Genomic DNA, 22,339 nt, shown 5'->3' with positions numbered 1-22,339 from the left:
TATTGTTTAAGTGAAGTGGTCCGCGCTCAATGCGAGAACGGGTAGAGTTTCCAGTACGCCTTGATCTGCCGCCAGCGATGCGCAAGCCCATCGGGCTCGAACATCAGGAACGCGATGATGATCACCCCGATCGCGATCTCTCGCAGGAAGGTGATGTTGGTGTTGAGTGACAGCGCCTGGTCGATCGCGCCGCCCTTCAGATGATGGCTCAGCCATTCCATCGATTCCGGCAGCAGCACCACGAAGGCGGTGCCCATCAGCGTGCCCATGACCGAGCCGGTGCCGCCGATGATGATCATGGCGAGGAACAAGATCGAGCGCTCGATGCCGAAACCTTCCTGCGACACCACGAGCTGGTAGTGCGCGTAGAGCGCGCCGGCAATGCCGGCGAAGAAGGCGGCGAGCCCGAACGACAGCGTGCGGTATTTCGTCAGGTTGATGCCCATGATCTCGGCGGAGAGATAATGGTCGCGGATCGCCACCAGCGCGCGGCCGTCCCGCGTACGCATCAGATTGGTGACGAGGATGTAGCTCACGAGCACATAGGCCAGCACGACGTAGAAATATTGTCGGTCGCCGCGCAGCGTATAGCCGAAGATCGAGAAAGGCGCGGCACTCGCCGGCACCGAGCCGCCGGAGAACCATTCGGCGCGGGAGAAGAAGTCGAGCAGGATGTACTGCGCGGCCAGCGTCGCGATGACGAGATAGAGGCCCTTCAGCCGCGCCGCCGGGATGCCGAAGATCAGGCCGACCAGCGCGGTGACGATTCCCGCGAGCGGGATGGCGAAGAACACCGGGATCGGCGCGTTGTTGGAGATGTAGGCCGAGGTGAAAGCGCCGAGCAGGAAGAAGGCGGCGTGCCCGATCGAGATCTGGCCGGTGAAGCCGACCAGGATGTTGAGGCCGAGCGCGGCGATCGAGAAGATGCCGATCTGGATCAGGATGCTGAGCCAGTATCCGCTGAAGAATTGCGGCGCGAAGCACAGCAGCGCGACGCCCGCGATGGCGAAGTTGCGGCTGGTGGCGGTCGGGAAGATCGTGGTGTCGGCCGCATAGGAGGTGCGGAAATCACCAGCGGGAATGAGGGCAGGGCCGGCCATGGGTCAGATCCGTTCGATGTCGTGGGTGCCGAACAGGCCGTAGGGCTTGATCATCAGCACGATGATGAGGACGTAGAACGGCGCGATCTCGTAGAGATTGCCCCAGTGCAGATACTCGCTGTCGACATATTGCGCGACGTTCTCGAGCAGGCCGATGATGATGCCGCCGAGCACGGCGCCGCCGACGGAATCGAGCCCACCGAGGATCGCCGCCGGAAAGACCTTGATGCCGTAGGCGGCAAGACCCGACGACACGCCGTTCACGACCGCGACGACCACACCCGCGACTGCCGAGACCGTCGCCGAGATCGCCCAGGCCATCGCGAACACGCTCTTGACGGAAATGCCAAGCGATTGCGCGACCTGCTGGTTGAACGCGGTGGCGCGCATCGCAAGGCCGTATTTCGACGCACGGAAGAACCAGGCCATGCCGATCATCATGGCGACGGAGACCACGAGGCTCATGACATAGACGGTCTGGATCTGCAGCCCGAGCAGGCTGACCGACTGGCTCTCGAACACGCGCGGGAACGGCTGCGGATTGACGCCGAACATCCATTTCAGCGTGGCCTGCAGCACCGTGGAGAGTCCGATCGTCACCATGATGACCGAGATGATGGGCTCGCCGATCATCGGCCGCAGGATCAGGACCTGGACCGCGATGCCGAACACGAACATGAACACCAGCGTCATCGGCATGCCGATCCAGAACGGCACCTGGTACTTCGCCAGCAGCGCCCAGCACACCCAGGCGCCGACCAGCAGCAGCTCGCCTTGCGCGAAATTGACGACCTGCGTCGCCTTGTAGATCAGCACGAACGACATCGCGACCACGCCATAGAGCGTGCCGACCACGAGGCCGTTGACCAAGAGCTGGATGAGGAAGGCGGTGTTCATTTATGATTTCCTGCTGCACCTGCATCGTCATTGCGAGCACAGCGAAGCAATCCAGGGTCTTTCTGTGGACGCAGTCTGGATAGCTTCGCTGTGCTCGCAATGACGGACGGCATATGCGATTGCTCTGCCGCAAGCGGGGAGAGGCGAAGGGCAGCACCGCGCGTGATGGACATTTGGCTCACTCCGCCGCCTCCGCCATGTGCCCGTGCACCCCGAGGTCCACCACTCGCAATGTCGTCCGCACCCGCTGTGTGGTGCCGTCCTGGAAGCGGATCACGGTGTCGACGGGAATGTCGGAATCGCCGCGGTAGATCGCGTCGATGATGCCGGCGTACTTTTCGTTGATGACGCTGCGGCGCACTTTTCTGGTGCGGGTGAGCTCGCCGTCGTCGGCGTCCAGCTCCTTGTACAGCAGCAGGAAGCGCGAGATGCGCTGGGCCGGCGGCAGCGTGGCGTTGACGGTCTCGACCTCCTTGTGCAGCAGCGCGTAGACCTCGGGCCGCGAGGCGAGGTCGGTGTAGGTGGTGAAGGAGAGGCGGTTCTTCTCCGCCCATTTCGAGATGATGGAGTAGCGGATGCAGATCATCGCCGCGAGCGCGTCGCGGCCGGCGCCCAGCACCACCGCTTCGGCGATATAGGGCGAGAATTTCAGCTTGTTCTCGATGAATTGCGGCGAGAAACGCTCGCCGCGCGAGGTCTCGGCGAGATCCTTGATGCGGTCGATGACGACGAGCTGGTTGTTGGCGTTGAAATAGCCGGCATCGCCGGAGCACATCCAGCCGTCCTTGATGTCGGCGACGCTCGCTTCCGGATTCTTGTAGTAGCCTAGGAACATGTTGGGATGCCGCACCACGATCTCGCCGACGCCGTGGACGTCGGGATTGTCGATGCGGATCTCGACATTGTCGGCCATCGGCACGCCGGTCGTGTCGGGATCGACCTTGCCTTCGGGATGCAGCGTATAGGCCCCGAGCAGCTCAGTCTGGCCGTAGAGCGTGCGCAGCGGCACGCCCATCGCCTGGAAGAACTTGAAGGTCTCGGGGCCGAGCGCCGCACCGCCGGTCGCGGCCGAGCGCAGGCGGGTGAAGCCGAGGCGGTCGCGCAGCGCGCGGAACAAGATGGCGTCGGCAAGGGCGGAGCGCTTGCCCTGTTCGAGCGCGGCGAGGCCGCTCTTCATGCCGACGTCGAACAGGCGCTGCTTGAGAGGCGTGGCGTCCATCACCTTGGCCCGGACGTCGGCGGCGATGGATTCCCAGACGCGGGGGGCGAACAAGACGAACGTCGGCGCGATCTCGCGCAGATCGTTCATCATGGTGTCGGGCTCTTCGACGAAGTTGATCTTCATGCGGCACAACAGGCCTTTGCCGAGCACGTAGACCTGCTCCATGATCCACGGCAGCGGCAGCACGGAGACGTATTCGTCGTCCGGCCCTTTCGGATCGAAGGCGAGATAGGTCGCGCAATGACCGAGCACCCGGCCGGCGGCGAGCATCGCCAGCTTGGGATGAGACGTGGTGCCCGACGTCGTGCAGAGGATCGCGACATCCTCGCCATTGGTGGCATCTACGAGGCGGTCGTAGAGCTCCGGCTCGCGCGCGGCACGTGCCCGGCCGAGCTCGGCAAACGCATCCGCCGACATCAGGCGCGGGTCGTCGTATTTCCGCATCCCTCGCGGATCGGAATAGATGATGTGCTTCAGCTTCGGTGCGCGGTCGGCGAGGGTGAGCAGCTTGTCGACCTGCTCCTCGTCCTCGGCGAAGACGAGCTGTGCCTCACCATAATTGAGGAGATAGGAAGCCTCCTCGTCGAGCACGTCGCGATAAAGCCCGAGGCTGAGGCCGCCGATGGCGTGCGTCGCGACTTCCGCCGCGACCCAGTCCGGCCGGTTGTCGCCGATGATGCCGATGACGTCGCCGCGGCCAAGGCCCATTTCGACGAGACCGAGCGCGAAGTCGCGCGCGCGGGCCTGATAGTCGTTCCAGGTGAATAGCCGCCAGAGCCCGAGATCCTTCTCCCGCAACGCGATTTCGTTGCCGTGCTCCCTGGCGTTGAGCCGGAGCATCTTGGGATAGGTGTCGGCCTGCGCGACGCGGCCTGCGTAGTCCATCATGCCGCGCTCTCCTGCGCAGGCGGTGCATCGTCGGGATCGACCAGCACTTCGTCTTCCTCGCCGAGATAGGCACGCTTGACGTGAGGATCGGCGAGCACCGTCGCGGGGTCCCCTTCGGCGATCTTCTTGCCGAAATCCAGCACCATGACGCGATGGGAGATGTCCATCACCACGCCCATGTCGTGCTCGATCATCACCACCGTCATCCCGAACTCCTCGTTGAGGTCGACGATGTAGCGGGCCATGTCCTCTTTCTCCTCGAAGTTCATGCCGGCCATCGGCTCGTCGAGGAGGATGAGGCGAGGCTCCAGCGCCATGGCGCGGGCGAGCTCGACGCGCTTGCGCAGGCCGTAGGAGAGGGTGCCGGCGGTGGCTTTGCGCACCGACTGCAGATCGAGGAAGTCGATGATTTCCTCCACCTTGCGGCGGTGCTCGAGCTCTTCCTTGCGCGCGCCGGTGAGCCAGTACAGCGAGCCCGTCAGGAAATTGTTCTTCAGGAGGTGATGGCGGCCGACCATGATGTTGTCGAGCACGCTCATGTGGTGGAACAGGGCGAGATTCTGGAAGGTGCGGCCGATGCCGAGCGAGGCCCGGGCATTCGGCGTCAAGCCGGTGATGTCGCGGTCTCCATAGAAGAGCTGGCCTTCAGTCGGCTTGTAGCGACCGGAAATACAGTTCACGATCGAGGTCTTGCCGGCGCCATTGGGGCCGATGATCGAGAACAGCTCGCCGTCCTTGATGGCGAAACTGACATCGGTCAGCGCACGGACGCCGCCGAATCGCAAGGACACGCCGCGCACTTCAAGACTGGTAGCCACCAAACGAAACCCTCCCGGTGATGGCGCTTTTTAGCCGCGCTCTTCGTCCGTTCTGTCCGGCGATCCTAGTACGGTGGTGCCGGTGAGGCCATGCAGCAGATGGTCTCGACCGGAGCCCGCGCCACTCTCGTTCCCGTCAGGGATCAAGAGCCGCATCGCCGAGGTGGTTCTCAATAGGGGAAAGCGCTATTTTGAAATGTCTCCCGGCTGACAATTCTGCGACAAAGTTTGCCGGGCGGCAGCGGCCTTCATCTTTCGTCGGGTGGCAGTCGTCATAATCATGTTGCAATGCAACAGAAGGTGGAGTGACGAAACGGTGCGGCTGTTCGCGAGATCATGATTTCAGAAGATCATCTGAAGCGCGTCGCCGCCTGGTCGCGCGAGCTCACGCAAGCGGAGATCGAGGTCGCGCGCGCCGGTATCACTGAGCGGTCCTACGGCACCGGCGAGACCGTGTTCATGCGCGGCGACATCTTCGCCTATTGGGCCGGCATGGTCAGCGGTCTTGCCCGCATGGGAGGGGTCTCGCGGGACGGCAAGGAAACGAGCCTGGCCGGGCTGACGGCAGGGGCCTGGTTCGGCGAGGGCAGCGTGCTCAAGAACGAGCCGCGCCGCTATGACGTGGTCGCGCTGCGCGACAGCCGCGTCGCGCTGATGGAACGCAGCGCCTTCATGTGGCTGTTCGAGAACAGCGTCGGCTTCAACCGCTTTCTGGTGCGCCAGCTCAACGAGCGGCTCGGCCAGTTCATCGGCATGCTCGAGGTCAATCGGACCCTCGATGCGACCGCGCGCCTTGCCCGCAGCATCGCCTCGCTGTTCAACCCGATCCTCTACCCGGAATCGACCGCGCATCTGGAGATCACCCAGGAGGAGATCGGCGCGCTCTCCGGCATGTCCCGCCAGAACGCCAACCGCGCGCTGAACCGGCTGGAGAAGGAGGGGCTGCTGCGGCTGGAATATGGCGGCGTCACCATCCTCGATATCGAGCGGCTGCGCGGCTACGGGGACTAACGCGACCTCATCGCGCATTGGCGGGCGCGTGCACCGGCCATAGATCGGCGCGCCAGCGGATCGCGATCGCCAGCATCGTGATGAAGCCCGCGGCGGCATAGAGCGAGCCGGTTGCGGAATAGCCGATGACGTCGATCATGCTGCCGGCCGCGAGCAATCCTATCGGCAGGCCGTAGATCACCATCATGCGCACGCCCATCACGCGGCCGCGAAGATGCGCACTGGCCGACCGCATCAGGATCACGGCTGCCGAGATCATCGACATGCTCTGGGCGATGCCGGCGAGAACGAGGCAGGCCATCGCCACCGGCATGGTCCTGATTTCGACGAATATCAGCAGCATGGCGTACCAGGCCAGCGTCGCGCCGATCAGAAGCCGGGCAATGCGCAGTCCGCCGACGAGGCTGAGCGTGATGGAGCCGATCAGCGAGCCGATCGCGAAGCTCGCCGAGAGGTAACCGAGGCCGGTCTGGTCGGTATGAAAGATGTCGCGGGCGATGTAGGGGAGTAGCCCGCCCGTGAAGGGAAATGCGGTGAGATTGGCCAGGAACGCCACGCACAGCGCCGCGCGCATTCCCGGGCCATTCCAGGCGTAGACGATTCCTTCCTTGAGCTCGCCCAGCAGTCGCGACACCGCGTGGCTGTTGGCCGGAAGATCGCTCGTGACGACGGTTCTCTTGGGCCGGGTCAGGCAGAGCATGAGAAGCGCGGCTGCCAGATAGAGGCAGGCGATCGCCACATAGACGAGACCGATGCCGAGGACCGCGAACAATCCGGCGCCGGTCAACGCGCCGGCGATGCGCGCGCTGTCCTGGGTGGTGCGTGCAACGCTGATGGCGCCCACCAGCTGCTCGGCCGGCATGATCTCGGCGAGCAGCGCGCCCCGGACGCCGAGATCGGAGGGACGAATCAAACCCATGATCGCGACGATGATCATGACGCTCAGCGGCGACAGATGACCGGTCAGCGCCAGGACCATGATGGTTGACGAGAGCACCGTATAGGCAAGACGCATCACGACCAGGAGATCGCGATGGCCCATGCGATCGCCGATCATGCCGAACACCGGCGCGACCAATGTCCCGACGAACTGGAGCGAGGCAAGCACGGTGAGCAGCAGCACCGAGCCGGTCTCGACCAGGATGTACCAGCCAAGCACGAGCGTCTCGACCTCGAACGCCCAGGAGGTGAGCAGATCCGACGGCCATTGAAAGCGATAGTTGCGAATGCGGAACGGCGCGAGCGCGGAAGTTCGTGCGGCTCTGCTCAAGGCGCGATGGCTCGTATCACGGCGATTTCCCAGCCCGTGTGGTTTCTTCTTGCTCGCAAGCTAGCGCCAGCGATGCTCGTGTCAATCGCAGCTGCCGCAGGCCGCCCCCGCGTTCGGCTCTTACCTCGTCGTGGCTCTCGGCTTCCGCTGCGCCAGGGCTGAGGCCATCGCCGAGATGAGCGGTCGCATGAAGTACGCTTCCTCCGCCGGCGAGACGTCGGTGCGCAGGCCGTGGGCGGCGAGCTCGCCGGAGACCGCCGGGCCGACCGACGCGATCAGCGTCCGTTCGAGGCCGGCGCGCAGCTTGGCCTCGCTGCCATGCGCCTTCGCGGCCTCGATCAGGCGGCGGACCTGGCCGAGATTGGTGAGCGCGAGGGCGTCGATCCGTCCCGCGGCCATGTCGTCGACGGCGGCGATGATGTTGGTATCGGCCGCCTTGGAATCGTAGACATAGGGCAGCACCGTATCGACCGCGGCGCCTTGTGCGGCCAGCGCGCCGGTCAGCGCGCTATGCTCCTTGTCCGGATAGAGCTGCAGGCCGAGGCGTCGTCCCCTGAGGTCGAGCTTGCTCAGCATCTCGATCACGCCCTCGGTGGTCGGTTTCTCTGTCGTCTGCTGCGGTTCCAGCCCGACCTCGCGCAGCGCCCTGCCGGGCTTTGGGCCGCGGGTGAATGTCCGCGTCTTGGCGAGCGCGGCGACAAAGTCGGCGTCGATCCCGCGGGCGCGGGCAAGCTTCATGATCCGCCGCAGGCCTTCGCCGGTCATCAGCACGAGATCGTCAAGCGGCTTGTCGATGGCGCGGCGGATCCAGGCCTCGACCGGGGCGGGGTCCGGCGCGTCGTGGATGGTGAACATCGGGCATTGCACGACCTCGGCGCCTTGCTCGGCCAGCAGCTTGGAAAACTGCGCCTCCTCGCGCGTTTCCAGGATCAGGATGCGGTAGCCGTTCAGGCGGTCGGCCATGGGATTCTCCGTAATCGCAATCGTCTGTTCATCCTGACTCCGCGCATGATGTCGAAGCAAGTCTTGGGCTTGTCTTGGGATTGGCGCAAGGGCGGGGTCGGTGCTAGAGCAGGGTGCAGGTCGCGGGGTCGTTCCGCTGCACAAACCTTCATCAAGAGCCAAGCCCGTCCATCAACATGCCCGACCATCAATATGTTCTGACCTTGTCCTGTCCGGATCGGCCCGGCATCGTCTCGGCGGTGTCGACGTTTCTCGCCCACAATGGACAGAACATTCTCGACGCCCAGCAGTTCGACGACGTCGAGACCAAGAAGTTCTTCATGCGGGTGGTGTTCACCGCGGCCGATCTTGCCGTGGAACTGTCGGCGCTGCAGACCGGCTTTGCCGCGATCGCCGAGCGTTTCGGCATGGAATGGCAGATGCGCGACCGCGCCGCGCATCGCAAGGTGATGCTGCTGGTGTCGAAGTCCGACCACTGCCTGGTCGACATCCTCTATCGCTGGCGCACCGGCGAGTTGCCGATGACGCTGACTGCGATCGTCTCCAACCATCCGCGGGAGGTCTATGCCGGGCTCGATTTCGGCGGCATCCCATTCCACCACCTGCCGGTGACCAAGGAGACCAAGCGCGAGCAGGAATCGCAGATCATCGACCTCGTCGGCAAGACGAAGACCGATCTCGTCGTGCTCGCCCGCTATATGCAGATCCTGTCCGATGACCTGTCGGCCAAGCTTTCGGGACGCTGCATCAACATCCACCACTCGTTCCTGCCGGGCTTCAAGGGCGCAAAGCCCTATCACCAGGCCCATGAGCGCGGCGTCAAGCTGATCGGCGCCACCGCGCATTACGTCACGCGCGATCTCGACGAAGGCCCGATCATCGATCAGGACGTCGAGCGCATCAGTCATCGCGACACGCCCGAGGATCTCGTCCGCAAGGGCCGCGACATCGAGCGTCGCGTGCTCGCCCGCGCGATCCGCTACCATCTCGACGACCGCGTCATCCTCAACGGCCGCAAGACCGTGGTGTTCGTGGACTAGCGAATAGCGGCGGGGGATAGAAAAGGGGCGATATTCGCCACTCCCAATTCGCCATTCGGCCCGTCAGCGCGCCGTGCCGGCTGAGGTCGTTCCCGTCGCGCCCTTCTGCGCCTGCTCTTCCTTCTCGCGATCCGCCGCCGGCATCAGCCGCTTGCGTTCGCGTTCCTTCATGTAGGCGTCGTATTGCGGGGTGCCCGGTCGCGGCGGGGCATCGGCCGGCAGGCCGCCGGCCCATTGCGGGACATAGTCGCCCATGCCGGCGGAGAGTTTTTCGTTGACCGTCCCGCAGCCGGACAGTCCCGCAGCGAGCGCAGCGAGGACGAGGGCGGAACGAAAAGTCTTGGACATTGTGTGGGCGCGCAGTCGGTCAGTGGACGCCAGCCCGGGCCGGCAGGGCAGAAGCTTAGCCTTCAACAAGGTAAAATAGACTTATTCGAGATAGGTAATTTATTACCGAGATGCGGGAAGCCAGGGCGCGCGGATGTACATATTCTGCAAGCGAAAGACGAAATCCTCCATGCCTGCGATCCCTGCCGGTTCTAGACTGCCATGCGGCGCTCGCGACAACATGGCGTCGGTTGGCGGCGGGGTTTTCGTTGACAAGTCCATTTTCTTTGTACATTCGTACAAATGAGTGGTGGGCGAGTTGCTGTAGGGAAACCCGGGGCGCCGCTTCGGTCGGTGAGTCACCGGAACGCAGGGCTCGCCGACTAGTCGCCAAACGTCCGATTGACAAGGTTGGCGCGAAAGACGCCCATGTGGCCAGCGATGATTGCTCGCGCGTCGGCTAAGTTTGAGGCAAGGGCCGGGTACTCGGTCCAGGGCACAAGAGCAGGAATGAAGGGGAGAGACATCTGATGTTCGAACGCAAGATTCTTTCGCGGACCGCCGTAGCGGCCGCCATCGCAAGCCTCGCGGCCGTCGCGCCTGCGAAGGCCCAGGACAGCGTCAAGATCGGCCTGATCCTGCCGATGACAGGCGGCCAGGCCTCGACCGGCAAGCAGATCGAGAACGCGATCAAGCTCTACATGCAGCAGAAGGGCGACACCGTCGCCGGCAAGAAGATCGAGATCATCCTCAAGGACGATGCCGCGATCCCGGACAAGACCAAGACCGCCGCGCAGGAGCTGATCGTCAACGACAAGGTCAACTTCATCGCCGGCTTCGGCGTGACGCCCGCCGCACTCGCGGCGGCGCCGCTGGCAACGCAGGCCAAGATTCCGGAAATCGTCATGGCGGCCGGCACCTCGATCATCACCGAGCGCTCGCCCTATATCGTACGCACCAGCTTCACGCTGGCACAGTCCTCGACCATCATCGGCGACTGGGCGGCGAAGAACGGCATCAAGAAGGTGGCGACGCTGACCTCGGACTACGCGCCGGGCAATGACGCTCTCAACTTCTTCAAGCAGCACTTCACGGCCGGCGGCGGCGAGGTGGTCGAAGAGGTCAAGGTTCCCCTGCAGAACCCCGACTTCGCCCCGTTCCTGCAGCGCATGAAAGACGCCAAGCCGGACGCGATCTTCGTGTTCGTGCCGGCCGGCCAGGGCGGCAATTTCATGAAGCAGTATGCCGAGCGCGGCCTCGACAAGGCCGGCATCAAGGTGATCGGGCCCGGAGACGTCACCGACGACGACCTGCTCAACAACATGGGCGACGCCGTGCTCGGCACGGTCACCGCGCACCTCTACTCCGCGGCGCACCCTTCGCAGATGAACAAGGATTTCGTCGCCGCCTACAAGAAGGCGTTCGGCAATCGTCCGGGCTTCATGGCGGTGGGCGGCTATGACGGCATCCACCTGATCTACGAAGCGCTGAAGAAGACCGGCGGCGATACCAATGGCGACAAGCTGATCGAAGCCATGAAGGGCCAGAAGTGGGAGAGCCCGCGCGGCCCGATCTCGATCGATCCCGAGACCCGCGACATCGTGCAGAACATCTACATCCGCAAGGTCGAGAAGGTCGACGGCGAGCTGTACAATGTCGAGTTCGCCACCTTCGAGGCGGTCAAGGATCTCGGCAAGACCAAGAAGTGACGCGGTAGTTTCACCTCTCCGCTTGCGGGAGAGGTCGACGCGAAGCGTCGGGTGAGGGCTCCTTCCACTAGGGGATTGTCCCTTTGCGGAGACACCCTCTCCCCAACCCTCTCCCGCAAGCGGGAGAGGGAGCGCAGCACGGCCTCGGCCATACCTGAGATGATTTTCGACCTCCAATGACCGCAATCCTCACCAACCTGTTCGACGGTGTCGCCTACGGCATGCTGCTGTTCGTGCTCGCCTGCGGGCTTGCGGTCACGCTTGGCCTGATGAACTTCGTCAACCTCGCCCACGGCGCCTTCGCCATGGCCGGCGGTTATGTCTGCATGGTGCTGGTCAACCGGATGGGCTGGCCGTTCTTCGCCGCACTGCCGCTCGCCTTCGTCTCCTCGGCCGCGATCGGCATTGCGCTCGAACGGACGCTCTATCGCCACCTCTATACGCGCAGCCACCTCGACCAGGTGCTGTTCACGATCGGCCTGACCTTCATGTCGGTTGCCGCCGTCGACTACATCCAGGGCTCGTCGCGCGTCTTCATCAATCTGCCGGCCGCGCTCCAGGGCCAGTTCGACCTGTTCGGCGTCGGCATCGGCCGCTACCGGCTGATGATCATCGTCATCTGCGGCCTGCTCACCATCGCTCTGCAGATGGTGCTGGCCAAGACCCGCTTCGGCAGCCGCCTGCGCGCCGCGGTCGACGATCCCCGCGCCGCAAGCGGCCTCGGCATCAACGTGCCGCAGGTGTTCGCCTTCACCTTTGCCTTTGGTTGCGGGCTCGCAGGCCTCGGCGGCGCGCTCAGCGCCGAGATCCTCGGTCTCGATCCGTACTTTCCGTTGAAGTTCATGATCTACTTCCTGATCGTGGTCACCGTCGGCGGCTCCTCCTCGATAACAGGTCCGTTCCTGGCCTCGCTCCTGCTCGGCATCGGCGACGTCGCCGGCAAGTACTACGTACCGAAGATGGGTCCCTTCGTGATCTACACCATGATGATCGTGATCCTGATCTGGCGCCCGAACGGCCTGTTCGGCCGCACGGCCGCGCGCTGAGTTCGCCGATGAGCGCTGCTTCCGACGTCGGTTATCACGCCCAGCGCCAGGCGCGCTGGCACTACGGCGAAATCGCCTTCTGGCTGATCGTGCTGGCCTGCGGCTTCGCCTTTCCCTCGCGCTATCTGATCATGACCGACATCCTGCGCCTGGCGCTGTTCACGATGTCGCTCGATCTGATCCTTGGCTATGCCGGCATCGTCTCGCTCGGCCACGCCGCCTTCTTCGGGGTCGGTGCCTATGCCGCTGGACTTCTCGCGCTTCACGGTATCGTCAACGAGCCCGTGCTCGCGCTGCTCGTCGCGGGCCTGGCCGCGATGGTGCTTGGTTTTGCCACCAGCTTCCTGGTGATCCGCGGCGTCGACCTCACGCGCCTGATGGTGACGCTCGGCATCGCGCTGCTGCTGGAAGCGCTCGCCGAACGCTTCTCCAACATCACCGGCGGTACCGACGGCCTGCAAGGTATCGAGATGCAGCCGATCTTGGGCCAGATTCCGTTCGACATGTTCGGCAAGGCCGGCTTCTTTTACTCGCTGGCCGTGCTGTTCCTGTTGTTCCTGTTCGCCCGCCGCGTCGTGCATTCGCCATTCGGCCTGTCGCTGCGCGCGATCAAGAACAACCCGCTGCGGGCTGCGGCGATCGGCATTCCCGTCAACCGCCGCCTGATCGCGATCTACACGCTGGCTGCGTTCTATGCCGGCATCGCGGGCGCGCTGTTCACCCAGACCACCGCGATCGCCTCGCTCGACGTCTTCGCTTTCGAGCGCTCGGCCGATCTGATGCTGGTGCTCGTGATCGGGGGCACCGGCTATCTCTATGGTGGGCTGATTGGTGCGGTGATCTTCCGCATGCTCCAGGAATTGTTCTCCACCATCACCCCGCAATACTGGCAGTTCTGGATCGGCCTCGTGCTGGTCGTGATCGTGCTGGTCGGCCGCCAGCGCCTGCACCGCTGGGTGCTGTATGTGCCGAATCTGGTCATCAGGCAGGTTGCAGGCCGTAAGGCGGTCGTCGCCGTGCCGGAGAGCGATGCATGACCATCGCGCTCGAAACCCAGAACCTCGAAAAGCAGTTCGGCGGCCTGCGCGTCACCCGCGATCTGTCGCTCAAGGTCGAGCAGGGGGCGCGTCACGCGCTGATCGGCCCGAACGGCGCCGGCAAGACCACGGTGATCAACCAGCTCACCGGCGTGCTGAAGCCGAACTCGGGCCGCATCCTGCTCGAAGGCCAGGACATCACCGACCTGCCCGTGCACAAGCGCGTGCTGCGCGGCTTGTCACGCACCTTCCAGATCAACCAGCTCTATCCCGACCTGACCCCGCTCGAGACCATCGGCCTTGCCGTTTCGGAGCGTCTCGGCCATGGCGGCGATTGGTGGCGACGGATGGGCACGCGCAGTGACGTCAATGACGAGATTGCCGAACTGCTGGCGCGCTTCCACCTGCTCGACGTCATGAACGAGCAGACCGTGACGCTGCCTTACGGCAAGCAGCGCCTGCTCGAGATCGCGGTCGCGATCGCCGCCAAGCCGCGCGTGCTGCTGCTCGACGAGCCCGCCGCGGGCGTGCCCGAGAGCGAGCGCCATGACATCCTCGCCGTGGTAGGCAGCCTGCCGCGCGACGTCACCGTGCTCTTGATCGAGCACGACATGGACCTCGTCTTCTCCTTTGCCGACCGCATCTCGGTGCTGGTCTCCGGCGCGCTGCTGACCGAAGGGCCGCCCGAGCAGGTCGCGCGCGATCCGCAGGTCAAGGCGGTCTATCTCGGCGAGGAGGCGGTCCATGTCTGACCTGCTCGCGATCGACTCACTTCGTGCCGGCTATGGCGAAGCGGTGGTGCTGCCCAACATGTCCTTGCGCCTCGCCGAGGGGCAGGTTCTGGCGCTGCTTGGCCGCAACGGCACCGGCAAGACCACGCTGATCAACTCCGTCGTCGGAGTCACCCGCCGCTTCTCCGGCTCGGTCGTGCTGGCCGGCACCGACGTCACCAGCTTGCGTCCCGACCAGCGCGCGCGCGCCGGCATCGGCTGGGTGCCGCAGGAGCGCAACATCTTCCGCTCGCTCACGGTCGAGGAGAACATGACCGCGGTGGCCCAGCCGGGCCCCTGGACGGTCGAGAAGGTGTACGAGATGTTCCCGCGGCTGAAGGAGCGGCGGACCAACTTTGGCAATCAGCTCTCCGGTGGCGAGCAGCAGATGCTGGCGATCGGGCGCGCGCTCACCCTCAACCCGAAAGTGCTTCTGCTGGACGAGCCGACCGAGGGTCTTGCCCCGATCATCGTCGAGGAGCTGCTGAAGGCGATCGGGACCATCACCCGGGGGGGCGGCATCTGCTCGATCATCGTCGAGCAGAATGCCCAAAAGATTCTGGGGCTGGCCGACCGCGTTGTGATATTGGAGCGCGGAACGATCGTCCACGACGCTCCGAGCGCCGCGCTGAGGGCCGACTCCTCGGTCCTGGAGCGGCATCTCGGCGTCGCAGGGGCGGCCCACTGACTTTTTCTTCGCCTCTCCCCGCGTGCGGTGAGAGGAGGTACAACGAGCGCCGGCTGAAATTTCGGGAGAAACAAGAATGCAGCGAACCAGAGCCCCCTTCCGCGCCGACGAGGTCGGCAGCCTCCTACGTCCGGCCAAGATCAAGGAAGCCCGCATCCGGCTGGAGAAGGGCGAGATCTCGGCCGACGATCTGCGCAAGATCGAGGACATGGAGATCGAGAAGGTCGTGCACAAGCAGGCCTCGATCGGGCTCAAGCTCGCGACCGACGGCGAATTCCGCCGCTCCTGGTGGCATTTCGACTTCCTGGCCAAGCTCACCGGCTGCGAGCTATTCCATCCCGACGCCGGTATCCAGTTCGCGGGCGTGCAGACCCGCCACGACGCGGTGCGCGTCATCGGCAAGCTCGACTTTCCCGCCGACCACCCGATGCTCGACCATTTCCGCTTCCTGAAGAAGGTCGCCGACCAGGCCCACGTCACCGCCAAGATGACGATACCGTCGCCCGCCGTGCTGCACTTCCGCGGCGGCCGCAAGTCGATCTCCAAGGACGTCTATCCCGATCTCGAGGCCTTCTACGAGGACCTCGGCAAGACCTATCGCAAGGCGGTGAAGGCGTTCTACGATGCCGGCTGCCGTTATCTCCAGTTCGACGACACCGTGTGGGCCTATCTCTGCTCGCAGGACGAATTGCAGAAGGCGCGCGAGCGCGGCGACAATCCGGATGGTCTGCAGCAGATCTACGCGCGCATCATCAACTACGCGCTGGCCGAGAAGCCCGCCGACATGGTGGTGACGACCCATGTCTGCCGCGGCAATTTCCGCTCGACCTGGATTTCTTCGGGCGGCTACGAGCCCGTTGCCGAAACCATGCTGGCCGGCACCAATTACGACGGCTACTTCCTGGAATACGATTCCGACCGTGCCGGCGGCTTCGAGCCGCTGCGCTTCCTGCCCAAGGGCAACAAGGTCGTCGTGGTCGGCGTCATCACCTCGAAGTTCGGCGAGCTCGAGAAGAAGGACGACATCAAGCGCCGCCTGGAGGAAGCCGCCAAGTTCGCGCCGCTGGAGCAGCTCGCGCTCTCTCCGCAATGCGGTTTCGCTTCCACGGAAGAGGGCAACATCCTCTCCGAGGAAGAGCAATGGGCCAAGCTCAGCCTCGCTGTCGAGATCGCCAAGGAAGTGTGGGGCAACTGAGCCCCGCACCGTGTGAACGACGGTGAAGCCTCACCACATGCTCGGTGTCATTCCCCGCGAAGGCGGGGAATCCAGTACGCCGCGGTTTCACGGTAAATCGCTGACGTCTCTGGAATACTGGGTCGCCCGGTCAAGCCGGGCGACGACAGCGAACGTCGGGCGCACTGTGCTCACAAGCAGCGCGCAAATCCCGCCTCACTTCTCCGCCAGATAAACCTCGCCCAGCAGCGAGGAGTTCGACCACGGCACCTGCTTGTTCCTGGTGGTCGAGACCACCTCTGCCCGCACCCGCGTCAGCATCTGCTGCACCTCTAGCCCGGGCGTGCCGATATGGCGGGACAGCGCGGCAGAGAACGGCGAGTTGGCGCCTTCGCCGTCGAGCGCGACCTGGCCCGGCGCGGTCGCGAAGGCGATCAGCGTGCCGGCGCCCAATGTCGCGCCAGCGCCCAGGCTGGTCGGTGCCGCCAGGCCCGAGGCGCTTTCGATACCGCGGTTGGTGCCGGCGCTTGCCACTTGCTGCGCCATGGGATTGTTGCGGCAGGCATCGAAGATCAGGATGTTGGTGCGAACCTGGTCGTCGAGGCCGGCCATGATCGTATCCATGTCGATCATCGCCTCGGTCATGGCAGCGCCCGGCTTGAGCGCGACGTCGACGGGAATGAGATAGTTGCGGCCGTCGACCTGCACGCCATGGCCGGCATAATAGACCAAAGCGACCTGCGCCCGGGCGGCTTCGCGCAGGAATTCGCGCGTCATCTTCTGCATCGCGGCGCGATCGAGATCGATGCCCTCCGACACGGTGAAGCCGATATCGCGCAGGCTCTTGGCGACGGCGCGCGCGTCGTTGGCGGGATTGGGCAGCGCCTTGACATGGGCATAGGCGCCGTTGCCGATGATCAGCGCCATGCGTACGCCGCGAGCGGTCGAGGCAGGCGAGGGGGCCGGGGCCGCGCCGGTCTGCTGTGAGGCGGGATTATTCGCCGGCTGCGTTGTCGGCGAGGGCGCATCGCGCGGGATCGGCGCGCCCGCATCCGTCAGCAGCGACAACCGTACCTTGGCAGTGGCCTGGTTGGCCTTGCTGCCGGCGTCGGACGCCACGATCGCCAGCGTCGCCTGGTAGTCGTCGCGCGCGCGGGCGTAGTCGCCCTTGGCCTCATAGGTGAGGGCGCGATTTGTGTAGCCGGAGATCAGCACGCTGTTCGGCGGCGTCATGATGTTGACCGGCGGCTTGTCCTTGGCCAGCCGGATCGCCTCGCTGCCGTCGGCGATGGCGCGATCGAGCTCGCCCTTGGCGCGCCAGATCGCGGTGCGGTTGATCAATGGCTGCGGCAGCGAAGGATCAAGCCGGATCGCCTGGTTGATGTCGGCGAGCGCTCCGTCGAGGTCGCCGAGCGCCTGTTTCGAGATGCCGCGATTCTGGAACGAGAATGCCGATTTCGGATCGGCCTTGATCGCCATGTCGTAGTCGGCGATGGCCTTGGCAAAGTCGTGCTTGCCGCGCCAGGCGTTGCCCCGATTGTGGAAGATGGTGCCGCTGGGCGGTCCGAGCTTCAGTGCGTCGTCAAAATCGGCAACGGCGATCTCGTAGTCGCCCTTGTCGTAATAGGCCGATCCCCTGAGATTGTAGCCCGCTTGGCTCGGCTGGAGCCGGATCGCTTCGGTAGCATCGGCGATGACCTTCGAGTAATTGCCCTTCTTGTTCCAGCCCACCGCGCGCCAGAAATGGATGGTCGCAAGCTGCTCGCCCCGAAACACCTTCAACGCGATGATCTTGCTGCAGGCATCGATCATCTGCTCCGCCGGCGTCGTGTCGGTGGTGCAGAGCGGCCCGAGCTGATTGCGCGCCTGCGCGTGCGCCGGTGCGGACCAAGGGATTGCGACGAGCAGGCTGAGCGCGACGAGCAGGCGGCGCATGGCGAATGGCCCTTCAGAGGAGAGGCGCCTGTTTGTTGCCGGGCAGACCGCAGCGGTTCACGGCTGGCGCCGGCGCAAACGGCAGGGGAAGCGCTTCGATCCACTATTCCCTTGGTGGGCAGACTTTGCTAGGAGGAGGCGTCCCACTCCGTCTGCCCACCGCGTCCCACCTCATGAAGAACGACGAAATCCTCAGCCAGATCACGGAGTTCTGCCGCAAGGCGGACATGGCGGAATCGACCTTTGGCCGGCGCGCAGTGAACGATGGGAAGCTGGTGCATCGCCTGCGCGAGGGTAAGCGCATCACCATCGACACGCTGGAGCGGATCCAGGCCTACATGGCGGCCTCTATGGCCGGCGGCATGCCGCCGCCGCGAGGGCTTCAGGTGCCGCCCGAGAAGCGCGATCCGCGCGGCAATTTCCGCTTCTTCGAGAACCGCCAGAAATACCTGCTGTTCGTCCATACCTGCAGCGAAAAGCGGGTGGTCGCGGACAGGGTCGCGCTGGAGCTCGCCTCGATCCATCCGCGCCCCCCGGCCCTGCGCCTGTTCGACGCCGGCGTCGGCGACGGCACCGTGCTGGCGCGGGTGCTGCGCGCGACGCACCAGCGCTTTCCCCACATGCCGTTCTACGTCGCCGGCAAGGAGCTCAGTCTCGAGGATCTGCGCCTGACGCTGGAGAAGGTGCCGGACCGCATTTTCGAGCACCCGGCGTCGGTGTTCGTCTTCACCAACATGTTCTATTCGGAGGCGCCCTGGCTCACGCCGGCATCGCCTGCGGCGGCGGCTGCGACGGTCTGGCACGAGGTCCCGCTGCGGGGCGCCTCATCGGGCGAGTTCGAGCAGCAGATCGCCGAGCTCCGGCCGTTTCTGGAGCAGAACTGGCGCGCCGCGATCAGCCCGCGCACCGCCATGCCGCTGTATGAGCGGCCCGTGGTTCTGGTGCTGTATCGCGAGGACCACAGGTTCCTGCTGGACTCGACCATTCCGCGGCCGGGCCAGACCGAAGCCAATTTCGACCTCGTCATCGCCTCCCAGCCCTATCGCGCCCTGTCCTCCGTGAACTTCCGGGCCAAGCGGATCATCGCACCGCTTGCGCGGGCGCTTCGACCGGGAGGGCGGCTGATCGGGATCCACTCCCATGGCCAGGATCCGGGCATGGAAATGATCCAGGCGATCTGGCCCGGAGAAAATCCTTTCGCGGTGAGCCGTCATGAGCTATTGCGCGCCGTTAAGTATGAACTCGGATCGGTGGGCCGCGACTTAAATTTTAATGCTTATGCGGATAACCGTTCGATCTTCAGGTATGATATGGAAGCGCTGCCCAACGAGGTCACCGGGACGATCGGGACCTCCACGGCCTTTGCAGCGTGGAATGCGGCGGTGTATGTCGCTCAGATTGAGGACGACCGGTTGACAGAAATGACTCAAAACGGCCGCACTCTGGATGCCGCCAGGGACGTGCTGCGAAAATACAATGGGCTCTGGTTTCTCGACGAATCCTACGTCATCTCGCGCCGGCGTGATTGACATCATCAAAAGTAAACATCGCAAACGCCCGCCGGCTTAGCGGCGGAACAAGGGGTTACTGATGCGCGCGTCCTATCTCTTCACCAGCGAGTCCGTGTCCGAGGGTCATCCGGACAAGGTCTGCGACCGCATTTCCGACGAGATCGTCGATCTGTTCTACCGCGAAGGGCCGAAGGCCGGCATCGACCCCTGGCAGATCCGCGCCGCCTGCGAAACGCTCGCCACCACCAACAAGGTGGTGATTGCGGGCGAGACCCGCGGTCCCAAGTCGGTGACCAACGAGCAGATCGAGGGCGTCGTCCGCGGCGCGATCAAGGACATTGGCTACGAGCAGGAAGGCTTCCACTGGAAGACCTGCGACATCGAGATCCTGCTGCATCCGCAGTCGGCCGACATCGCCCAGGGCGTCGATGCGCTGCAGCCGGGCGAGGTCAAGGAAGAGGGCGCAGGCGACCAGGGCATCATGTTCGGTTACGCCACCAACGAGACGCCCGATCTGATGCCGGCGCCGATCTTCTACGCCCACAAGATCCTCCGTCTGATCTCCGAAGCCCGCCACTCCGGCAAGGAGAAGGTGCTCGGACCCGACTCCAAGAGCCAGGTCACCGTGCAGTACGAGAACGGCAAGCCGGTCGCCGTGCGCGAGATCGTGGTCTCGCACCAGCATCTGGTTCCGGACCTCACCTCGAACCAGGTCCGCGAGATCGTCGAGCCCTATGTGCGCGAGGCGTTGCCGAAGGACTGGATCACGCCGAAGACGATCTGGCACATCAACCCCACCGGCAAGTTCTACATCGGCGGCCCGGATGGTGATTCCGGCCTGACCGGCCGCAAGATCATCGTCGACACCTATGGTGGCGCAGCCCCGCATGGCGGCGGTGCGTTCTCCGGCAAGGATCCGACCAAGGTCGACCGTTCGGCAGCTTATGCCGCCCGCTACGTCGCCAAGAACATCGTTGCCGCCGGCCTGGCCGACCGCTGCACGCTGCAGCTCGCCTACGCCATCGGCGTGGCGCGCCCGCTGTCGATCTACATCGACACCCATGGCACCGGTAAGGTGCCGGAGGAGCAGCTCGAGAAGGCAGCGGCGCAGGCGATGGATCTGACGCCCCGCGGCATCCGCACCCATCTCGACCTCAACCGTCCGATCTACGCGCGCACCTCGGCCTACGGCCATTTCGGCCGCACGCCGGACAACGAGGGCGGCTTCTCCTGGGAGAAGACCGACCTCGTCGAGCAGCTCAAGCGGGCGCTCTAAGTCACTTTCGTCATTCCGGGGCGCCGCAACCGCGGCGAACCCGGAATCTCGCACTTCCGGATTCCAGGTTCGCTCGCGTCACAGCGCCCTGGAATGACGAGCCAAACAAACAGGAACCTCCTATGAACGCGAAGCCCGGCTTCACCGATTACATCGTCAAGGACATTTCGCTCGCCGATTTCGGCCGCAAGGAGCTCTCGCTGGCCGAGACCGAGATGCCCGGCCTGATGGCCACCCGCGAGGAGTACGGCCCGAAGCAGCCGCTGAAGGGCGCCCGCATCGCCGGCTCGCTGCACATGACGATCCAGACCGGCGTACTGATCGAGACGCTGGCCGCGCTCGGCGCCGACATCCGCTGGGTCTCCTGCAACATCTATTCGACGCAGGATCACGCCGCCGCCGCGATCGCGGCCGCCGGCATTCCCGTCTTCGCCGTCAAGGGCGAGACGCTGGCCGAGTACTGGGACTACACCGCGAAGCTGTTCGACTGGCACGGCGGCGGTCATCCGAACATGATCCTCGACGACGGCGGCGACGCCACCATGTACGTCCATCTCGGCCTGCGCGCCGAGAACGGCGACGCCGCCTTCCTCGACAAGCCCGGCTCCGAGGAAGAGGAAGTCTTCTTCGCGCTTCTGAAGAAGCAGCTCAAGGAGAAGCCGAAGGGTTACTTCGCCGGGATCGCCAAGAGCATCAAAGGCGTGTCCGAGGAGACCACGACGGGCGTGCATCGTCTCTACGACATGCAGAAGGCAGGCACGCTGCTGTGGCCGGCCATCAACGTCAACGACAGCGTCACCAAGTCGAAGTTCGACAACCTCTATGGCTGCCGTGAATCGCTGGTCGACGGCATCCGCCGCGGCACCGACGTGATGCTGTCGGGCAAGGTCGCGATGGTCGCCGGCTTCGGCGACGTCGGCAAGGGCTCGGCCGCCTCGCTGCGCCAGGCCGGCTGCCGCGTCATGGTGTCGGAAGTCGATCCGATCTGCGCGCTGCAGGCGGCGATGGAAGGCTACGAGGTCGTGACCATGGAAGACGCCGCGCCCCGCGCCGACATCTTCGTCACCGCCACCGGCAACAAGGACATCATCACCATCGAGCACATGCGCGCGATGAAGGATCGCGCCATCGTCTGCAACATCGGTCACTTCGACAACGAGATCCAGATCGCGGCGCTCCGTAACCTGAAGTGGACCAACATCAAGCCGCAGGTCGACGAGATCGAGTTCCCCGACAAGCACCGCATCATCATGCTGTCGGAGGGCCGTCTCGTGAACCTCGGCAACGCGATGGGCCACCCGTCCTTCGTGATGTCGGCGTCCTTCACCAACCAGACGCTGGCGCAGATCGAGCTGTTCGCCAACAACAAGGACGGCAAGTACGAGAAGAAGGTCTACGTGCTGCCGAAGACGCTCGACGAGAAGGTCGCCCGCCTGCACCTCGCCAAGATCGGCGTCAAGCTCACCGAGCTGCGCAAGGACCAGGCCGACTACATCGGCGTGAAGCAGGAAGGCCCGTACAAGAGCGATCACTACCGCTACTGAGACGCGTCGTCCGTCAGGAACGCAAGAAGCCCCGGAGCAATCCGGGGCTTCGTTGTTTCGGGACGTGGAATTCAACTCGCTTTACGGTTGCTGCGCGCCCGATTGCCAATTGA

19 protein-coding genes are annotated in these 22,339 nt (G+C 64.4%); 11 read left to right on the top strand and 8 right to left on the bottom strand.

Annotated elements, in window-relative coordinates; genetic code table 11:
• Positions 1-26: 26 nt before the first annotated feature.
• The 4 genes from DCM80_RS07160 to DCM80_RS07145 all read right to left on the bottom strand — a co-directional run bounded on the left by DCM80_RS07160 (position 27) and on the right by DCM80_RS07145 (position 4,925).
• On the bottom strand, positions 27-1,100 hold the full coding sequence (locus DCM80_RS07160) for a branched-chain amino acid ABC transporter permease (protein ID WP_028137583.1): 1,074 nt from the start codon (positions 1,098-1,100) through the stop codon (positions 27-29).
• 3 nt (positions 1,101-1,103) lie between these two features.
• On the bottom strand, positions 1,104-1,997 hold the full coding sequence (locus tag DCM80_RS07155) for a branched-chain amino acid ABC transporter permease (protein WP_018317428.1): 894 nt from the start codon (positions 1,995-1,997) through the stop codon (positions 1,104-1,106).
• A gap of 178 nt (positions 1,998-2,175) precedes the next feature.
• Positions 2,176-4,107, bottom strand: a complete 1,932-nt coding sequence (locus tag DCM80_RS07150) for a long-chain fatty acid--CoA ligase (protein ID WP_257196341.1) — start codon at positions 4,105-4,107, stop codon at positions 2,176-2,178.
• Positions 4,104-4,925, bottom strand: coding sequence for an ABC transporter ATP-binding protein (locus tag DCM80_RS07145; protein ID WP_257196340.1), 822 nt, complete (start codon positions 4,923-4,925; stop codon positions 4,104-4,106). Before DCM80_RS07145 ends, DCM80_RS07150 begins: the two co-directional genes overlap by 4 nt.
• 336 nt (positions 4,926-5,261) lie before the next feature.
• On the opposite strand from DCM80_RS07145, the gene DCM80_RS07140 reads away from it, so the two are divergent.
• Positions 5,262-5,936, top strand: coding sequence for a Crp/Fnr family transcriptional regulator (locus DCM80_RS07140; RefSeq protein ID WP_028137580.1), 675 nt, complete (start codon positions 5,262-5,264; stop codon positions 5,934-5,936).
• Between the two features lie 7 nt (positions 5,937-5,943).
• Here the strand turns inward: DCM80_RS07140 and DCM80_RS07135 are convergent, their stop codons facing one another.
• Both DCM80_RS07135 and DCM80_RS07130 read right to left on the bottom strand, forming a co-directional pair.
• Positions 5,944-7,206 carry an MFS transporter gene (locus tag DCM80_RS07135; protein WP_257196339.1) on the bottom strand — a complete coding sequence of 421 codons (1,263 nt, stop codon included), beginning with the start codon at positions 7,204-7,206 and terminating at the stop codon, positions 5,944-5,946.
• A gap of 120 nt (positions 7,207-7,326) precedes the next feature.
• Positions 7,327-8,169: a uroporphyrinogen-III synthase gene (locus tag DCM80_RS07130; RefSeq protein WP_257196336.1), complete on the bottom strand. Its 843-nt coding sequence runs from the start codon at positions 8,167-8,169 to the stop codon at positions 7,327-7,329.
• Positions 8,170-8,345: 176 nt separating this feature from the next.
• Here DCM80_RS07130 and purU point away from each other — a divergent pair, with 176 nt between their 5' ends.
• Positions 8,346-9,209 carry a formyltetrahydrofolate deformylase gene (gene purU / locus DCM80_RS07125; RefSeq protein WP_257196335.1) on the top strand — a complete coding sequence of 288 codons (864 nt, stop codon included), beginning with the start codon at positions 8,346-8,348 and terminating at the stop codon, positions 9,207-9,209.
• A gap of 63 nt (positions 9,210-9,272) precedes the next feature.
• Here the strand turns inward: purU and DCM80_RS07120 are convergent, their stop codons facing one another.
• Complete coding sequence (locus DCM80_RS07120) at positions 9,273-9,557, bottom strand: hypothetical protein (protein ID WP_257196334.1); 285 nt, start codon at positions 9,555-9,557, stop codon at positions 9,273-9,275.
• Positions 9,558-10,066: 509 nt separating this feature from the next.
• Here DCM80_RS07120 and DCM80_RS07115 point away from each other — a divergent pair.
• The 6 genes from DCM80_RS07115 to DCM80_RS07090 all read left to right on the top strand — a co-directional run bounded on the left by DCM80_RS07115 (position 10,067) and on the right by DCM80_RS07090 (position 15,981).
• Positions 10,067-11,245, top strand: coding sequence for an ABC transporter substrate-binding protein (locus DCM80_RS07115; RefSeq protein ID WP_028137575.1), 1,179 nt, complete (start codon positions 10,067-10,069; stop codon positions 11,243-11,245).
• Positions 11,246-11,421: 176 nt separating this feature from the next.
• A complete protein-coding gene (locus DCM80_RS07110; protein ID WP_025037494.1) occupies positions 11,422-12,291 on the top strand; it encodes a branched-chain amino acid ABC transporter permease in 870 nt (289 codons plus the stop codon).
• A gap of 8 nt (positions 12,292-12,299) precedes the next feature.
• Positions 12,300-13,328 carry a branched-chain amino acid ABC transporter permease gene (locus tag DCM80_RS07105; RefSeq protein ID WP_028137573.1) on the top strand — a complete coding sequence of 343 codons (1,029 nt, stop codon included), beginning with the start codon at positions 12,300-12,302 and terminating at the stop codon, positions 13,326-13,328.
• Complete coding sequence (locus tag DCM80_RS07100; protein ID WP_257196333.1) at positions 13,325-14,080, top strand: ABC transporter ATP-binding protein; 756 nt, start codon at positions 13,325-13,327, stop codon at positions 14,078-14,080. Before DCM80_RS07105 ends, DCM80_RS07100 begins: the two co-directional genes overlap by 4 nt.
• On the top strand, positions 14,073-14,786 hold the full coding sequence (locus tag DCM80_RS07095; protein ID WP_257196332.1) for an ABC transporter ATP-binding protein: 714 nt from the start codon (positions 14,073-14,075) through the stop codon (positions 14,784-14,786). Before DCM80_RS07100 ends, DCM80_RS07095 begins: the two co-directional genes overlap by 8 nt.
• A 76-nt stretch (positions 14,787-14,862) precedes the next feature.
• Entirely contained in the window at positions 14,863-15,981 is a 1,119-nt protein-coding gene (locus DCM80_RS07090; protein ID WP_257196331.1) for a cobalamin-independent methionine synthase II family protein, read from the top strand.
• Between the two features lie 195 nt (positions 15,982-16,176).
• On the opposite strand, the gene DCM80_RS07085 is transcribed toward DCM80_RS07090, so the two are convergent.
• Complete coding sequence (locus DCM80_RS07085) at positions 16,177-17,895, bottom strand: caspase family protein (protein ID WP_257196330.1); 1,719 nt, start codon at positions 17,893-17,895, stop codon at positions 16,177-16,179.
• 173 nt (positions 17,896-18,068) lie between these two features.
• On the opposite strand from DCM80_RS07085, the gene DCM80_RS07080 reads away from it, so the two are divergent.
• The 3 genes from DCM80_RS07080 to ahcY all read left to right on the top strand — a co-directional run bounded on the left by DCM80_RS07080 (position 18,069) and on the right by ahcY (position 22,226).
• Positions 18,069-19,424, top strand: coding sequence for a hypothetical protein (locus DCM80_RS07080; RefSeq protein WP_028137568.1), 1,356 nt, complete (start codon positions 18,069-18,071; stop codon positions 19,422-19,424).
• Between the two features lie 61 nt (positions 19,425-19,485).
• Positions 19,486-20,682, top strand: coding sequence for a methionine adenosyltransferase (gene metK / locus DCM80_RS07075; protein WP_028137567.1), 1,197 nt, complete (start codon positions 19,486-19,488; stop codon positions 20,680-20,682).
• A gap of 122 nt (positions 20,683-20,804) precedes the next feature.
• Positions 20,805-22,226 carry an adenosylhomocysteinase gene (gene ahcY / locus DCM80_RS07070; protein ID WP_257175599.1) on the top strand — a complete coding sequence of 474 codons (1,422 nt, stop codon included), beginning with the start codon at positions 20,805-20,807 and terminating at the stop codon, positions 22,224-22,226.
• Positions 22,227-22,339 lie beyond the last annotated feature (113 nt).

The sequence above is a fragment of the Bradyrhizobium sp. WBOS08 genome (genome assembly GCF_024585125.1).
Lineage (GTDB): Bacteria > Pseudomonadota > Alphaproteobacteria > Rhizobiales > Xanthobacteraceae > Bradyrhizobium > Bradyrhizobium japonicum_B.
This window is presented reverse-complemented; position numbering and strand designations above follow the sequence as displayed.

What these genes read in the sequence shown, in the direction of transcription:
- DCM80_RS07115 (WP_028137575.1), top strand. Translation starts at nt 10,067, where the DNA reads ATGTTCGAACGCAAGATTCTTTCGCGGACCGCCGTAGCGGCCGCCATC.
- DCM80_RS07155 (WP_018317428.1), bottom strand. Translation starts at nt 1,997, where the DNA reads ATGAACACCGCCTTCCTCATCCAGCTCTTGGTCAACGGCCTCGTGGTC.
- DCM80_RS07160 (WP_028137583.1), bottom strand. Translation starts at nt 1,100, where the DNA reads ATGGCCGGCCCTGCCCTCATTCCCGCTGGTGATTTCCGCACCTCCTAT.
- ahcY (WP_257175599.1), top strand. Translation starts at nt 20,805, where the DNA reads ATGAACGCGAAGCCCGGCTTCACCGATTACATCGTCAAGGACATTTCG.
- DCM80_RS07090 (WP_257196331.1), top strand. Translation starts at nt 14,863, where the DNA reads ATGCAGCGAACCAGAGCCCCCTTCCGCGCCGACGAGGTCGGCAGCCTC.
- purU (WP_257196335.1), top strand. Translation starts at nt 8,346, where the DNA reads ATGCCCGACCATCAATATGTTCTGACCTTGTCCTGTCCGGATCGGCCC.
- DCM80_RS07150 (WP_257196341.1), bottom strand. Translation starts at nt 4,107, where the DNA reads ATGATGGACTACGCAGGCCGCGTCGCGCAGGCCGACACCTATCCCAAG.
- DCM80_RS07095 (WP_257196332.1), top strand. Translation starts at nt 14,073, where the DNA reads ATGTCTGACCTGCTCGCGATCGACTCACTTCGTGCCGGCTATGGCGAA.
- DCM80_RS07085 (WP_257196330.1), bottom strand. Translation starts at nt 17,895, where the DNA reads ATGCGCCGCCTGCTCGTCGCGCTCAGCCTGCTCGTCGCAATCCCTTGG.
- DCM80_RS07130 (WP_257196336.1), bottom strand. Translation starts at nt 8,169, where the DNA reads ATGGCCGACCGCCTGAACGGCTACCGCATCCTGATCCTGGAAACGCGC.
- DCM80_RS07100 (WP_257196333.1), top strand. Translation starts at nt 13,325, where the DNA reads ATGACCATCGCGCTCGAAACCCAGAACCTCGAAAAGCAGTTCGGCGGC.
- DCM80_RS07120 (WP_257196334.1), bottom strand. Translation starts at nt 9,557, where the DNA reads ATGTCCAAGACTTTTCGTTCCGCCCTCGTCCTCGCTGCGCTCGCTGCG.
- DCM80_RS07080 (WP_028137568.1), top strand. Translation starts at nt 18,069, where the DNA reads ATGAAGAACGACGAAATCCTCAGCCAGATCACGGAGTTCTGCCGCAAG.
- DCM80_RS07110 (WP_025037494.1), top strand. Translation starts at nt 11,422, where the DNA reads ATGACCGCAATCCTCACCAACCTGTTCGACGGTGTCGCCTACGGCATG.
- DCM80_RS07140 (WP_028137580.1), top strand. Translation starts at nt 5,262, where the DNA reads ATGATTTCAGAAGATCATCTGAAGCGCGTCGCCGCCTGGTCGCGCGAG.
- DCM80_RS07105 (WP_028137573.1), top strand. Translation starts at nt 12,300, where the DNA reads ATGAGCGCTGCTTCCGACGTCGGTTATCACGCCCAGCGCCAGGCGCGC.
- metK (WP_028137567.1), top strand. Translation starts at nt 19,486, where the DNA reads ATGCGCGCGTCCTATCTCTTCACCAGCGAGTCCGTGTCCGAGGGTCAT.